Source organism: Curtobacterium sp. MCLR17_055 (assembly GCF_003234305.1).
Taxonomy (GTDB): Bacteria; Actinomycetota; Actinomycetes; order Actinomycetales; family Microbacteriaceae; genus Curtobacterium; species Curtobacterium flaccumfaciens.
The window spans coordinates 122740-136438 of record NZ_QKSX01000011.1 but is presented as its reverse complement, the minus strand read 5'-3'; the positions used below and the strand labels follow the sequence as shown (position 1 = coordinate 136438).

Sequence of the window (13699 nt, the reverse complement as noted above, 5' to 3'; positions counted from 1 at the left end):
CGCCGTCAGCGCGTCGTCACCCGGTCGAGCCACGCGACCAGGTCGCCGATGACCTCGGCGCGGTTCGTCTCGTTGTAGACCTCGTGCCGCGCGCCCTCGTACACCTGCACGGTCACGTCGGACAGCCGGCCGCGTCGGCGGTACGCCTGCGCCAGACGCTCGATCGAGCGCGGACCCCCGAGGGTGTCGTCGGAGCCGACCTGCAGCAGCATCGGCAGGTCGTGCGGGATCCCCCGCCGCGGCACACCGAGCAGCCGGAGGGTGTCGGCGAGCCCGAACAGCCCGATGACGTCGGCCTCGACCGCCAGGGGGTCGAGCGCCATCGCGTCGATGATCTTCCGGTCGCGGGTGAGCCACTCGTACTTGGTGGGCCCGGACCCCGCGTGCCGGGCGTTGAGGTCGCCGCTGTTCATCCAGCCGGGCAGCCGGTAGGCGCTCGCGGACAGGACGACGCCGTCGTAGCGGTCCGACGAGGTGTTCACGATCCGCTGCGCCATCAGCGACCCCCACGAGTGCCCGAGCAGCACGAGCGGCAGCCCCGGTTCGTCGGCCCGCGCGACCGCGCTCATCTGCTCCACCGCGGCGATCGCCGCGCGCAGGCCGCCGGGGCCGAGCCGGCCGAGCTTGGCGTGGTCGCCGTCCCACTGGGTCAGGCCGGTGCGACCGTGCCCGCGGTGGTCGTTGGCGTGCACGGTGTAGCCGGCGCGCACCAGGTCCTGCGCGAGCGGTTCGTACCGGAGCCCGTGCTCCCCGACCCCGTGCGCGATCTGCACGACACCCTTCGGCCGCGCCGCACGCCAGGTCGAGTAGACGATCTCGACGCCGTGGGCGTCGGTGAACGAGGCGTCGCCGCGAGCGGCGGAGAAAGTCGGCACACCCGCATCCTTCCAGACACTGCCATCCTCGCAGACGCGCTCCATCACGGACCTGTTCACCCGGCGTTCACGCAGGGGGTTCCAGGCGGGCCTAGCGTCCTGCGCATGGACGTCATCGTCATCGTCACGCTGGTGATCGTCGTGGCCCTCGTGTTCGACTTCACGAACGGCTTCCACGACACCGCGAACGCCATGGCCACGTCGGTCGCCACGGGAGCGCTCAAGCCCCGGACCGCCGTGCTCATCTCCGCCGTGCTCAACGTGGTCGGCGCGTTCCTGTCCACCGAGGTCGCCAAGACCGTCTCGCAGGGCATCATCCGCGAGGGGCAGGACGGCATCCACATCTCCCCCACGATGATCTTCGCGGGGCTCGTCGGCGCGGTGCTCTGGAACCTGGCGACCTGGTACCTCGGGCTGCCGTCCTCGTCCACCCATGCGCTGTTCGGCGGGCTCATCGGCGCCTCGATCATCGGCGCGGGTCTGAACTCGATCAGCTGGGCGACGGTGGTGTCGAAGGTCGTGCTGCCGGCGCTGCTCTCCCCGGTCATCGCCGGGGTGATCGCCCTGGTCGCGACGTACCTGGCGTACGTGCTCACGAAGAACGCGACGACGCACGGTGCGGCGACCGGGTTCCGACACGGGCAGACGATCTCGGCGTCGCTGGTGTCGCTCGCGCACGGCACGAACGACGCGCAGAAGACGATGGGCGTCATCACGCTGACCCTCATCGCCGCGAACTACCAGGCCGCCGGCACCGGTCCGGCGCTCTGGGTGATCCTCGCCTGCGGGCTCGCGATCGGCCTCGGCACCTACATGGGCGGCTGGCGCATCATGCAGACGGTCGGCAAGAAGATCTCCGACGTGCAGTCGCCGCAGGGCTTCGCCGCCGAGACGAGCTCCGCCGCGACGATCCTCATCTCGTCGCACCTGGGCTTCGCGCTCTCGACGACCCACGTGACGAGCGGCGCGGTCGTCGGCTCGGGCCTCGGCAAGAAGCTCGCCGACGTGCACTGGTCGGTCGTCGGCCGCATCGTCATCGCGTGGGTCATCACGTTGCCGGCCGCTGCGGTGGTCGGGGCGCTCGCGACCTGGCTCGCGTCGACCTCGGCGTTCGGGCTGGTGCTCGTCGCGGTCCTCGCCCTGGCCGGCGGGCTCACCTTCTACGTGCTCGCCAAGCGCAAGCCGATCTCGCACGAGGCCATCACCACCGAGTCCGGGCCGGCAGAGCAGGCCGAGCCGCAGCCGACCGGCGCGACGAACTGAGGGGAACGACGATGGACATCGACTTCACCGCGATCGGCACGGTCGCCGGCGTCGGCTTCGTGGCCGCCGTGGGCCTGGTGCTCGTGTACACGCTCGGCCTGCGGCTGCTCGGGACGGGGCAGCCGGACTACGCGGGCGGCGAGCGCACGCAGTACTCCGACGAGAGCCCGCGCTCCGGGCACACCCCGCCGGCGGCACTGGCGGGAGCCGTGCTGTGCTTCGCGCTGTGCATCGCCGCGGTGCTGGCCGGCATCTGGTTGACGATCCCCCAGTTCCACTGAGGACGTTCCTTCCCAGAACACCCGCGATGGCTGGTGGGATCGGGCGTACCTGGTCAGAACCTCCGACCAGGTACGCCCGATCCGACCAGGTACGCCCGATCCGACCAGGTACGCCCGGAACCGCCCCGCACCCGCCCCGCCTGGGATGATCGCACGGTGACCACCCACCACCTCGACGCCACGGTCGACTCCGCCGTCGACGTCTTCACCGCCGAACGCCAGCCGGTCCTGACCGTCGAACCGGGCGACACGGTGACCGTCCGAACCCTGAGCGCCGCGGGCTACACGGAACGCCAGCCGGGCCCGGGCCTCGACGCTCCGACCCTGATCGACCCGCGCCGGGGCCACTGCCTGGTCGGGCCGATCGCTGTCGCGGGAGCACGTCCGGGGATGGTCCTGGCGGTGCACTTCGACGACCTCGTGCCCGACGACTGGGGCTACACGGCCTCGGGCGGGGTCGACTCCCCCGTGAACCGCGCACTCGGCCTGACCGCCCCGGCGTCGCGCGGCCCGCTCCTCTGGGACATCGACGTCTCCGCCGGAGTCGCCGTGAACCAGCTCGGCCTCGGGGTGCGGACGGCACCGTTCCTCGGCGTCGTCGGCGTCCCACCCGAGCCCACCGGTGAACACTCCACGATCCCGCCCCGCACGGTCGGCGGCGGCAACGTCGACTGCCGCGAGCTGATCGCCGGCTCGACCCTGTACCTGCCGGTGACGGTGCCGGACGCCCTGCTCCACGTCGGCGACGGGCACGCGGCCCAGGGCGACGGCGAGGTCTCCGGCACGGCGGTCGAGTGCGGCATGACCACGACGATGACCCTGACGCTCCTCGATGCGGCGCCGGTCGAGGGCGTGCACGCGGACACCCCGGCCGGCCGCATCACCTTCGGCTTCGACGCCGACCTCAACGTCGCGACGGCCACGGCGCTCGACCGGATGGTCGACTGGATCGCCGGGCTGCACGGCATCGGCCGCGCCGAGGCACTCGCGATGGCGAGCGTGGCGGTGAGCATGCGCATCACGCAGGTCGCGAACCGCACGTGGGGCGTGCACGCCCTGCTCCCGCACGACGCGATCCTGACGGACGCGCGGCACTGAAGGCCGGGAGGCCCGCCCAGCGCGAGCCGACCGGCGCACGCTGGGCGGGCCTCCCGTCCGACGTTCCTTCCCATCGCATCCGCGCTGGAAAGCGGAAACGGGCGTACCTGGTCGAAAGAACCGACCAGGTACGCCCGTTTCGACCAGGCACGCCCGAAATGAAGTTCGTTCGCTGAACTAATGAGATAGGCTAACGACCGATGACCGACGCCACCGACCTCCGCATCGCGGTGAACCGGCTGTCCCGCACACTCCGTGCCCAGAAGGCCGACTCGAGCGTCACGGACGCGCAGTTCTCCGCCCTCGCCCGACTGCACCGCGACGGCGCGATGACCCTGGCCGACCTGAGCCGGCAGGACGGCGTCACCCCGCCGTCGATGACGAAGACCGTCGCGGTGCTGGTCGAGCGGGGCCTGGTGTCGAAGTGCGGGCACGGCGACGACCGCCGCAAGGTGCTGCTCGGTGCGACGCCAGCCGGAGCCGCCTTCGTCGAGGAGACCCGACGCCGCCGCGACGGCTGGCTCTCCCCGCGGCTCGCAGCACTCACCGCCGACGAGCGGGGCACCCTCGCCGACGCCACCGAGATCATGAGGAGGCTGGCCCAGCAGTGACCGCCATGTTCCGCTCCCTCGCCGGACGCAACTACCGCATCTGGTTCGCCGGGGCCCTGGTGTCGAACGTCGGCACCTGGATGCAGCGCACCGCCCAGGACTGGATCGTGCTGACCCAGCTCTCGGACAACAACGCCGTCGCGGTGGGCATCACGATGGCCCTGCAGTTCGGCCCCCAGCTGCTGCTCCTGCCGCTCACCGGGCTCGCCGCCGACCGGTTCGACCGCCGGAAGATGCTCATGCTCACCCAGGGCCTGATGGGACTGCTCGGGCTGGGACTCGGCGTCATGGTCCTCACCCACACCGCCACCCTGCTCGCGCTCTACGGCTTCGCCCTGGCACTCGGCATCGTCGCCGCGTTCGACGCCCCGATCCGGCAGGCCTTCGTCTCCGACGTCGTGCAGGGCGAGGACGTCTCGAACGCCGTCGCCCTGAACTCCGCGTCGTTCAACGCCGCACGCCTGATCGGCCCCGCGGTCGCCGGTGTGCTCATCGCGGCGATCGGCTCCGGATGGGTGTTCGTCATCAACGCCGGGTCGTTCCTGGCGGTCCTGCTCGCACTCCGGTTCGTCGACCCCGCCCAGCTCGCCGAACGGGTCCGGGCAGGCCGCGGCAAGGGGCAGATCGTCGCCGGCTTCCGGTACGTCCGCACCCGGCCGGACATCGTCGTCGTGCTCTGCATGATCTTCGTCGTCGGCACGTTCGGCGTGAACTTCCCGATCTTCACCTCGACGATGGCGCGGGTCGAGTTCCACCAGGGCGCCGGCGAGTTCGGGCTGCTCAACTCGGTGATGGCGATCGGCTCGGTGCTCGGTGCACTGCTGTCCGCCCGCCGGGACAAACCGCGGATGCGCACCCTCGTCCTCGCGGCCGGCGGGTTCGGGCTCGCGTGCACCGCCGCTGCCCTCGCCCCGACGTACTGGACCTTCGCGATCGTGCTGGTGTTCGTCGGACTCGCGTCCCTGACCTTCATGACCACCGCGAACGCCCTGGTGCAGACCACGACGAAGCCCGCGATGCGCGGCCGCGTGATGGCGCTCTACATGGCGATCTTCGCGGGCGGCACCCCCATCGGCGCCCCGCTCGTCGGTGCCGTCGCCGACGCCTTCGGCCCGCGCTGGGCGATCGTCGTCGGCGCGGCCTCGGGCTTCGTGGCGCTCGGGATCGCGCTCGTCTGGCTCGTCCGGTACCAGCGGGTCCGGCTGCGCTACGACGCCGACTCGCGGCTGCACCTGGCGATCACGCACGCCGTGCCGGTGGTCGGCTCGCGCGCGGCGCTCCGCCGCGAGCTGGAACGCGACGAGACGCTCGCCGACCGCTCCAGCGCCGTCTGACGGACCGGCGGGTCGCCCTGCCCGTCGGCCGACGGACCGTGACGCACCGACCGTCGGACGGGAGGCCCGCACCGGCGCCGCCACGGGCCTCCCGTCCGGCGCCACCCGGGCACACGGCCGCGGTCACGACGCGCGGACCGGCCCGGTCCCGCCACACCCGCGCCGACGCGGCTCCGGACACGTCGGCCGGGTGGGCTCAGAGCACGGGTGCGGACGACGCGAAGACGCGCTCGTCGAGGGCCGCGGCGACGCGGTCGGCAGCGACCGCCAGCCGTTGCCCGACGTCACCCGCCACGGCGAGGGCCGACTCTTCCGGGATCCCGTCGAGCAGGGCGCGGACCTCGTCGAACCCGGCGACCTCGTCCGCGACGCAGGACGGGGCGACGTCGGCCAGGCACTCGGCCGCGCGGTGCACCGTGAAGCGCAACGACCGCGGGCTGTGCGCGTCGAGGAGCAGGAAGGCGGCGGCGTCGGACGGCACCGGGGCGTGGTCACGGCCGCGCAGGAAGGCCTCGCCCGCGCCGCACGCCCGGAGCGCCGCCGTCCACGAGGTGACCGCATCCGGCTCGAGCAGCCGCGACGCCAACAGCCGTGCGGTGGAGGCGCAGCGGGTGAGCGAGCGTCCGAGGGTGAAGAACTCCCACACCTCGTCACGGCTGGCGTCCCCCTCGACCACCCCGATGGCGAGGGCACTGCGCTCCCGCACCCAGCCGAGGAACTCGTGCGCCCGGTCGGGGGCGATCTTCCGGGGCATCCGCGACCGCGTGACGTCGAGGCAGTCCCAGAGCTCGCTCGAGACGACCTCGCGGGCGCGGCGTGCGTGGTCGCGGGCGACGGCGACCGCGGCGGCGATGGACGCGGGTTCGTGCCGGTCGAGCGCGAGGGCGTCGACGGTGGCGGCACGGTCCGGGTCGTTCGCGGGGCCGGTGGTCCCGATGACGCTGCGGAGCTCGGTGGACACGAGCCGGTCGTCGTCGAGGGTGCCCGGTTCGCGGCGGGCGACGTAGACGTCGAGCAAGCGTGCGACGACGTCGGTGCGCTCCACCGCGCTCCCCACGTGGAAGACGTTCCCCGCGAGGCGGCTCAGCACGGCTGCTCCTGCATGTCCAGAACCTAACGAGCCGGCGTTGCCGGGGTGTTACAGAACCGCGTCACGGGTGTTGCAGGTGTCCCGTCTCCGCCCTCGCTAGACAATCTAACTAGAGCGTCTAGCATTGGGGCATGACGTCCGAGGTGATGACCAGCACCGCGGGGTACTGGTACGAGGACTCCGCGGTCTCCGCCGTGGACGTCCTCAACGCCCTGCGGCGGTACCGGACGGCCGAGAGCGCTGCGCAGCGCCGAGCGCGCGAGGCACTGGGGATCGGCGAGAACGCCCTGCTGGCGCTCCGGTTCCTGATCGACGCCGAGCACGACGGCCGCACCGTCAACGCGAAGGACCTCGCCGAGCGGCTCGAGATCACGGCGGCGTCGACGTCGGCGCTCGTCGACCGGCTCGTCCGCAGCGGTCACGTCGAACGGCACGCCGACCCGAACGACCGCCGCGGCGTGATCCTCACCGCCACCGGCACCTCGATGCGGCACGCGCTCCGGGTCATCGAGGAGCTCGACGCCCGCGCACTCGAGGTCACCGAGCACCTGCCGAGCAACGAGATGGCCGTCGTCGTGGACTTCCTGGACGAGATGGTCCGCGTCGTGGACGAACTCGACGCCGGGTCGGACCACCTCCGTCGCGCGTAGCCTGGACCGCATGGACCCTCGCGGCGAGCACCACCCCGAGGACGACATGCCGTTCGCCGAGCTCGACTCGCGGGCCCGTGCCGACGCCGCGCTCCGACGGATCCAGGCCGGGTCCGATCCGGCTCGTGAGGCGTTCGACCTCGCCAACACCATGAACGACGAGGCCGTGGGGCGGCTCACGAAGCGCCTGCGGCAGCTGTTCCGTCGGGGCTGATCGGTCGGCGGATCCGTGCGTGTGCCCGTGCGTGCGCGTTCGCCCGTGCGTGCGTCAGAACGCGGTGCCGACCGCGGCGATGTCGTCGCCCCCGTGCCCGGCTGCGCTGGCATCGGCGTAGACGCGCCCGAGCGCCTCGAGCAGCGTGGTGGACACCCCGGCGGTCCGGGCGGCATCGGTGATGAGCCCGATGTCCTTCCGCAGCCCGTCGAGTGCGAACTGGGCGGGGAACTCGCGGGCGATCATCGCGGCGCCCTTGGTGTGGGCGTAGGCGGAGTCGCTCGCGCTGCCCTCGATGGCCTGCAGGAACAGCGCGGGGTCGAGCCCGAGCGCCGCCGCGAGGGCCAGGGACTGCCCGGTCGCCGCGGTGATCGAGGCGATCCAGGCGTTCGCGGCGAGCTTGAGTGCGGTGCCGTCGCCGACGTGGTCGCCGGCGCGGACGGTCTTCGAGCCGATCGCGTCGAGCACGGGGTCGACACGGTCGAGCAGGTCCGCCGGTCCGGCCGCGAGCATCGTGAGCTTGCCCTGTTCGGCGGGGGCCTTCGTGCCGAGCATCATCGCCTCGACGAGGGTGATGCCGTACTTCTCGGCCAGCTGCACGATCGTCGCGGTGCCGTCGACCCCGATCGTCGAGGCCTGCACCCACACGGCGTCGGTCGGGGCGTCGCCGGCAGCCTGCTCGAGGACGTCGACGACCGCATCGGTGTCGAACAGGGTGAGCAGGACGACCTCGGCGTGCTCGACGGCAGTGCCAGGGTCGCTCGCCACCGTCGCGCCGCGGTCGCCCAGGGGCGAGGCCTTGTCGGCACTGCGGTTCCAGACCGTCACCTCGTGGCCGTCGCGGAGCAGTGATCCCGCCACGCCGGCACCCATCGCACCCGTCCCCAACACCGTCACTCGCACGTGCGTCTCCGTCCTGGCGCGACAGCGTGCCGCGACCGCTCCGACGCTACGCCCGACGCCGTCAGAGGAGGCCGCGAGCCTGCAGCCAGGTGGCCGGGTCGATCGGGGTGCCGGCCACGATGACCTCGAAGTGCAGGTGGGCACCGGTCGAGACGCCCGTGTTGCCGACGGCCCCGAGCCGCTCCCCCGCGCCGAGGACCTGGCCGGGGCGGACGTCGATCACCGACAGGTGCCCGTACCGCGTCGCGGTGCCGTCGGCGTGCTGCAGGAGGACCTGGTTGCCGTAGCCACCGAGGACACCCGCCGAGACGACCCGGCCGGGCAGCGCGGCGACGACCGGGGTCCCGATGGCCGCGGCGAAGTCGACCCCCTGGTGGTTCGACGAGCAGGCCGCGCAGCCGACGACCCAGCGGGAGCCGAAGCCACCGGCGTCCGGGATCGCACCGACCGTGGGGCGGGCGGCGCCACCGGTCGAGCCCGAGCCGCCGGGGACCCGGAGCGCTGCGGCAGCACGGCCGACCGAGAAGTCGTCGCGGCCGGCGGTCGGACCGGTCGAACCGTCAGCGACGAAGTGCTGCGTGCCGATGGCTGCCGACGTGGGTTCCGGAGCGGCCGGAGCGGCGACGGCGGTCTGCGGGGAGCCGACCGCGACGAACAGGCACGTGACGGCGGTCACCGCCGCGGCGGGAAGGGTCCGCCGGGCGGGGATCCGGAAGGACGCGGGGCGGCGGCGCGCGGGAGCGGCCGGCTGCGTGGAGGCAGCCGGCTGCGTCGGAGCGGCCGACCGCGTGGGCCGGCTGGGCTGTGGAGGCCGGATGCGTCGTGCGGGCTGGGTGGAAGCCGGGGTGGCGGGAGGGGGCACCGCCACCCCGGCGGCTCGGAGCGGCCCCGGCTGTGCAGCGTGCCGTGCACGGCGCGGCCGGGGCGCGGTCGGTCGGGCGGCGGCGCGGCGCTCGGCACCGCGTGGGCGCCGGGGCAGGCCGTCGTCGGGGGTCGTCATCGTGGGGCGCCCGGCCCGGTCAGACGCGGACGACGCCGTCACGGGCGATCCGGTCCAGCTCGCACACGACGGCGTCGACGACCGCGCGGGTGATCGCGTCGGCGACGGTCTCGACCAGGACGAGGTGCTCGGGGCGGATCGTGACCTCGGTCACCAGGGCCGATGCCACCCGCACCGGGATCTCGTCGATCGCGGCGACGAGGGCGGCCGGCACCAGTGTGGAGTCACCCGGGCGGACGGGCGCTGACATCGGCGAGGTCGGTACCGGGGTCACGACGGCGATCGCCGGCGACGGGGTGGAGCGCACGGTGGAGTGCGGAGCGTCGGCCTGATCGCGACGCTGGGCGATGGAGTCGAAGAGCGGGGTGGAGGACATGCTGCGGACGGTCCGATCTGGATGTCGTGGCTGGTCGTTCTCGGGCGACCGGCGATGGCGGCGTGCCGAGCGGCACGTCCGCCATTCAACCATCGATATTTCAGATGTGCAATAGTGACCGGACAGTCGCGGTGATCAGTCGGGGTCGACGGCGGCAGCGGTCGGGTCGTCCGGCTGCAGCGCCCGACGGACCCGCTCCACGATCGTTGCGGGCGGGTTGTTGTAGGTGTTCGAAGGCTCCTGGCCGCTGAGCTCCTGGATCGCCGCCATCACGGCATCGGTCGCGTGGCGCCGAGCACGACCGGACGACGCCTCACCGAAGGACGACAGGTCGATCGGCTGCCCGAACTCGATCGTCACGCGGGCGAGCTTCGGCAGCCGGGAGCCGACGGGCTGGACGTCCTCGGTGCCCGTGAGCGCGACGGGCACCACGGGGGCGCCACTCGTCAGCGCAAGCCACGCCACACCCGTGCGGCCCTTGTAGATCCGGCCGTCGAGCGAGCGCGTGCCCTCCGGGTAGATCGCGAACGCCTCGCCCTCCTGCAGCCGTGCCAGCCCGAGGTCGAGGGCCTGCTGCGCCGCCGCACCCGCGCCACGTTCGACCCCGATGGCGCCGATGCCCCCGAAGAACGCCCGCGAGACGGCTCCCTTGAGGCCCGAACCCGTGAAGTACTCCTGCTTCGCCAGGAACGACACCTTGCGCGGTGCCATGAGCGTGATCGCGGGCGAGTCGATGAACGAGCGGTGGTTGCTCGCGAGGATCACCGCACCACGCTTCGGGACGTTCCGACGACCGATGATCTTCGGGCGCCACAGCAACCGGGCGAGCGGGGTCACCACCGCGCGACTGAGCACGGTGGCGAACTTCGTCGAACCGGACACCGGACCTCCTCGTGGTGACGAGCTACCGAGTGTAATGAGGCGCGCGGAGGGCACATGCCCGGAACGGCATGCAGTGCTGGTCGGGGTCAGTCGGCCGCGGCGACGACGTCGAGGACCGCGCGCCCGTAGCGCTCGAGCTTCGCCGCGCCGACGCCGGAGATCTCGCCGAGCTGGTCGACGTCGGCAGGTCGGACGGCGGAGATCCCCCGGAGCGTCGCGTCGTTGAACACCACGTACGCGGGGACGCCCTGCTCGCGGGCCTCGGCAGCACGCCAGGCACGCAGGGCCTCGAACAGGCCGACGGCTTCCTGCGGCATGTCGGTGACGACCGTCCGTCGACTGCTGCGTCCGGCTCGCGGAGCCTTGACCGGGTCGCGACGCATCCGCACCTGCACCTTGCCCGTCAGGACCTCGGCGCTCGTGGGACTGAGGACGACCGTGCCGAAGCCGTCGCCCGACACCGCCGCGTAGCCCTGGGCCAGCACCTGTCGTGCGACCGCTCGCCACTCGCCCTCGGACAGGTCGGCGCCGATGCCGAAGGTCGCCAGGGTGTCGTGTTGGAGTTCCTGCACGCGGGGAGACCGCTTGCCGATCAGGATGTCGACGAGGTGCGAGACGCCGTACCGCTGGCGGCGCTCACGCTCGAGCCGCACGACGGTGGACAGCAGCTTCTGCGCGGGGACCGTACCGTCCCACGACTCCGGCGGCGCGATGCACGTGTCGCAGTTGCCGCACGCCGTGCTCTCCTGCCCGAAGTACGCGAGCAGCCGCACCCGGCGGCACTCGATCGTCTCACACAGGCTGAGCATGGCGTCGAGGTGGGCGCTGAGCTGCCGACGGTGTGCGGCGTCGCCCTCGGACTGGTCGATCATCCGCCGCTGCTGGACGACGTCGTTCAGGCCGTACGCGAGCCACGCGGTGGCCGGCAGCCCGTCACGACCCGCACGGCCGGTCTCCTGGTAGTAGCCCTCGACCGACTTCGGCAGGTCGAGGTGCGCCACGAACCGGACGTCGGGCTTGTCGATGCCCATGCCGAACGCGATGGTCGCCACCATGACGACGCCGTCCTCGCGCAGGAACGTCGACTGGTTGCGGGCACGCACCCGGGCGTCGAGGCCCGCGTGGTACGGCAGGGCGTTGATCCCCTGCTCGGCCAGGGCGGACGCGGTGCGCTCGACGGAGTTGCGGGACAGGCAGTACACGATGCCGGCGTCGCCGCTGTGCTCCGTGCGGATGAAGGTGAGCAGCTGCTGCAGCGCGCCGGTCTTCGGCTCGATGCGGTACTGGATGTTCGGCCGGTCGAAGTCGGCGACGAAGTGCGCGGCGTCGTCGAGGCCGAGCCGTGCGGAGATCTCGCGGTGGGTCTGCGGCGTCGCGGTGGCGGTCAGGGCGATGCGCGGCACCGTCGGCCACCGCTCGTGCAGGACGCTCAGCTCGAGGTAGTCCGGGCGGAAGTCGTGGCCCCACTGGGCGACGCAGTGTGCCTCGTCGATGGCGAACAGCGAGACACGTGCCCGGTCGAGGAGCGCTCGGGTGGACTCGAGCCGGAGCCGCTCGGGCGCGAGGTAGAGCATGTCGACCTCGCCCTGCACCACGGCACGCTCGACCCGGGACCGTTCGTCGGGGCCCTGCGTCGAGTTGAGGAACGCGGCGCGCACGCCGTTCGCGGCCAGGGCGTCGACCTGGTCCTGCATGAGGGCGATGAGCGGCGACACCACGACCCCGACGCCGTCGCGGACGAGCGATGGCACCTGGTAGCAGAGGGACTTGCCGCCACCGGTCGGCATGAGCACCAGGGCGTCACCACCGGCCACCACCTGGTCGATGATGGCCGCCTGCTCGCCGCGGAAGTCGTCGTAGCCCCACACGCGGTGCAGCACGTCGAGCGCAGCGGCACGGGGTGCGGACACGGCGGCGGGAGCAGGCACGGCAGCGGACGCGGGCGTGGTGCTCATGCCACGAGCCTACGGGCGACCGGCGACACCCACCGCACTGTCCACAGCGCCGTCCGTGTCGGAGCCGGCACGGTGGTCGGACCCGGCCACGTCGTCGGCGCGGGCCGGCGTGGTCGCCCAGCCCGTGCCTCCCGGCCGGGTCCAGCGGACGCCGCCCGCCCAGGCCGGGGTCACACCGCGGAACCGGGGCGCCTCGTGGCCGGCGAACCGGCGGTCCAGCCCCCGCCACCACGCCAGGAACTCGACCATGCCCCAGAACGCGAGCGACGTGACGAGGGTGACGAGCGTGCCCTGCCACGTGCCGTTCGCGTCCGACGAGGTCAGGTCGATCCCGGACCAGCCGGGCGCCTGCAGCACGAAGATCATGATGTTGTTGAACGCGTGCTGCAGGACCGTGGCCTCGAGCCCGCCGGTCCGGAGGACGATGATCGCCGCGATCAGGCCGAACGAGCCGACGTCGAGGATGCCCCAGACGTTGTAGCCGTTCGGGATGTGCAGCACCGCGAAGACGACCGTCGAGACCGCCACGGCGATGACCGTGCCGACGCGACGCGGGATCCACGACGCGACGGTCTGCATCAGGAAGCCGCGGAAGATGTACTCCTCGGCAGCGCCCTGGAACGGGACGAGCAGGACGACGAGGACGATCGTCAGGGTGAGGGTGCCGAGGGAGACCGTCGACTGGCCGATCGCGTCGTGGTTCCAGGCGAAGCCGCCGTCGGTCGTGATCATCCCGCCGTCCCAGAACAGGCCGGTCTGGACGACGAACATGACCGCGGCGATGACGAGCGTCGGCAGCAGGCACCAGGCAGTCCAGGCCCACCGGACCCGGAACCGCGTCGACGACAGGATGCCGGCCGGTCCGATCCGCGCGATCTTCACGGCGAGCAGGATGCCCGGCAGCAGGACCACGAGCGAGACGAGCGACATCGAGAGCACGACCGGGTCGGTGGGGTCGAGCGCACCGCTCGCCAGGTCGTTCTGCAACTGGATCAGACCGTCGGCGCCCTGTGCGCGGAGGATCGGCACGAAGTACGCGACCGCGATGACGATCTGCGACACGAGGTACCACCCCGCCAGGAACGCGAGGGCGACGAGCGGCCGCCACCACCTCCACCGTCCGTCGATCCGGGGCAGGCGCTGGTAGGGAACACTCACGCACCGCAG

Annotated in this window: 15 protein-coding genes; 7 read left to right on the top strand and 8 right to left on the bottom strand. The window is 72.4% G+C overall.

What is annotated here, in order from left to right; all coding sequences use genetic code 11:
• Window positions 1-5 precede the first annotated feature (5 nt).
• Window positions 6-875, bottom strand: coding sequence for an alpha/beta hydrolase (locus DEJ09_RS11455; protein WP_111030832.1), 870 nt, complete (start codon window positions 873-875; stop codon window positions 6-8).
• A gap of 105 nt (window positions 876-980) precedes the next feature.
• Between DEJ09_RS11455 and DEJ09_RS11450 the strand changes: the two genes are divergently transcribed.
• The 5 genes from DEJ09_RS11450 to DEJ09_RS11430 all read left to right on the top strand — a co-directional run bounded on the left by DEJ09_RS11450 (window position 981) and on the right by DEJ09_RS11430 (window position 5462).
• Complete coding sequence (locus DEJ09_RS11450) at window positions 981-2138, top strand: inorganic phosphate transporter (protein WP_111088715.1); 1158 nt, start codon at window positions 981-983, stop codon at window positions 2136-2138.
• An 11-nt stretch (window positions 2139-2149) separates the two neighbouring features.
• Complete coding sequence (locus DEJ09_RS11445; protein ID WP_111088714.1) at window positions 2150-2419, top strand: hypothetical protein; 270 nt, start codon at window positions 2150-2152, stop codon at window positions 2417-2419.
• Window positions 2420-2575: 156 nt separating this feature from the next.
• Entirely contained in the window at window positions 2576-3517 is a 942-nt protein-coding gene (locus tag DEJ09_RS11440; protein WP_111088713.1) for an acetamidase/formamidase family protein, read from the top strand.
• A gap of 200 nt (window positions 3518-3717) precedes the next feature.
• Window positions 3718-4128: a MarR family winged helix-turn-helix transcriptional regulator gene (locus tag DEJ09_RS11435; RefSeq protein WP_111055332.1), complete on the top strand. Its 411-nt coding sequence runs from the start codon at window positions 3718-3720 to the stop codon at window positions 4126-4128.
• Complete coding sequence (locus tag DEJ09_RS11430; protein WP_372444931.1) at window positions 4125-5462, top strand: MFS transporter; 1338 nt, start codon at window positions 4125-4127, stop codon at window positions 5460-5462. Before DEJ09_RS11435 ends, DEJ09_RS11430 begins: the two co-directional genes overlap by 4 nt.
• Window positions 5463-5658: 196 nt before the next feature.
• Here DEJ09_RS11430 and DEJ09_RS11425 read toward each other — a convergent pair whose 3' ends face one another.
• A complete protein-coding gene (locus DEJ09_RS11425; RefSeq protein ID WP_071406023.1) occupies window positions 5659-6552 on the bottom strand; it encodes an alpha-E domain-containing protein in 894 nt (297 codons plus the stop codon).
• 131 nt (window positions 6553-6683) lie between these two features.
• Between DEJ09_RS11425 and DEJ09_RS11420 the strand changes: the two genes are divergently transcribed.
• Both DEJ09_RS11420 and DEJ09_RS11415 read left to right on the top strand, forming a co-directional pair.
• Window positions 6684-7202, top strand: coding sequence for a MarR family winged helix-turn-helix transcriptional regulator (locus DEJ09_RS11420; protein ID WP_110864346.1), 519 nt, complete (start codon window positions 6684-6686; stop codon window positions 7200-7202).
• A 10-nt stretch (window positions 7203-7212) separates the two neighbouring features.
• Complete coding sequence (locus DEJ09_RS11415) at window positions 7213-7416, top strand: hypothetical protein (protein ID WP_017886198.1); 204 nt, start codon at window positions 7213-7215, stop codon at window positions 7414-7416.
• A 54-nt stretch (window positions 7417-7470) separates the two neighbouring features.
• On the opposite strand, the gene DEJ09_RS11410 is transcribed toward DEJ09_RS11415, so the two are convergent.
• From DEJ09_RS11410 to DEJ09_RS11385, 6 genes are all read right to left on the bottom strand, one after another.
• On the bottom strand, window positions 7471-8307 hold the full coding sequence (locus DEJ09_RS11410) for an NAD(P)-dependent oxidoreductase (RefSeq protein ID WP_258373880.1): 837 nt from the start codon (window positions 8305-8307) through the stop codon (window positions 7471-7473).
• 73 nt (window positions 8308-8380) lie between these two features.
• On the bottom strand, window positions 8381-8995 hold the full coding sequence (locus DEJ09_RS11405; protein ID WP_220034934.1) for a M23 family metallopeptidase: 615 nt from the start codon (window positions 8993-8995) through the stop codon (window positions 8381-8383).
• A 343-nt stretch (window positions 8996-9338) separates the two neighbouring features.
• Window positions 9339-9695, bottom strand: a complete 357-nt coding sequence (locus DEJ09_RS11400; protein ID WP_111039938.1) for a hypothetical protein — start codon at window positions 9693-9695, stop codon at window positions 9339-9341.
• 135 nt (window positions 9696-9830) lie between these two features.
• Window positions 9831-10577, bottom strand: a complete 747-nt coding sequence (locus DEJ09_RS11395) for a 1-acyl-sn-glycerol-3-phosphate acyltransferase (RefSeq protein ID WP_111088711.1) — start codon at window positions 10575-10577, stop codon at window positions 9831-9833.
• 86 nt (window positions 10578-10663) lie between these two features.
• Window positions 10664-12532, bottom strand: a complete 1869-nt coding sequence (gene recQ / locus DEJ09_RS11390) for a DNA helicase RecQ (RefSeq protein ID WP_111024949.1) — start codon at window positions 12530-12532, stop codon at window positions 10664-10666.
• A gap of 9 nt (window positions 12533-12541) precedes the next feature.
• Complete coding sequence (locus tag DEJ09_RS11385) at window positions 12542-13690, bottom strand: CPBP family intramembrane glutamic endopeptidase (protein ID WP_111088710.1); 1149 nt, start codon at window positions 13688-13690, stop codon at window positions 12542-12544.
• Between the last annotated feature and the right edge of the window lie 9 nt (window positions 13691-13699).

Excerpts from the sequence above, each read along its gene's own strand:
- DEJ09_RS11445 (WP_111088714.1), top strand. The coding sequence starts at position 2,150 with ATGGACATCGACTTCACCGCGATCGGCACGGTCGCCGGCGTCGGCTTC.
- DEJ09_RS11450 (WP_111088715.1), top strand. The coding sequence starts at position 981 with ATGGACGTCATCGTCATCGTCACGCTGGTGATCGTCGTGGCCCTCGTG.
- recQ (WP_111024949.1), bottom strand. The coding sequence starts at position 12,532 with ATGAGCACCACGCCCGCGTCCGCTGCCGTGCCTGCTCCCGCCGCCGTG.
- DEJ09_RS11435 (WP_111055332.1), top strand. The coding sequence starts at position 3,718 with ATGACCGACGCCACCGACCTCCGCATCGCGGTGAACCGGCTGTCCCGC.
- DEJ09_RS11415 (WP_017886198.1), top strand. The coding sequence starts at position 7,213 with ATGGACCCTCGCGGCGAGCACCACCCCGAGGACGACATGCCGTTCGCC.
- DEJ09_RS11420 (WP_110864346.1), top strand. The coding sequence starts at position 6,684 with ATGACGTCCGAGGTGATGACCAGCACCGCGGGGTACTGGTACGAGGAC.
- DEJ09_RS11400 (WP_111039938.1), bottom strand. The coding sequence starts at position 9,695 with ATGTCCTCCACCCCGCTCTTCGACTCCATCGCCCAGCGTCGCGATCAG.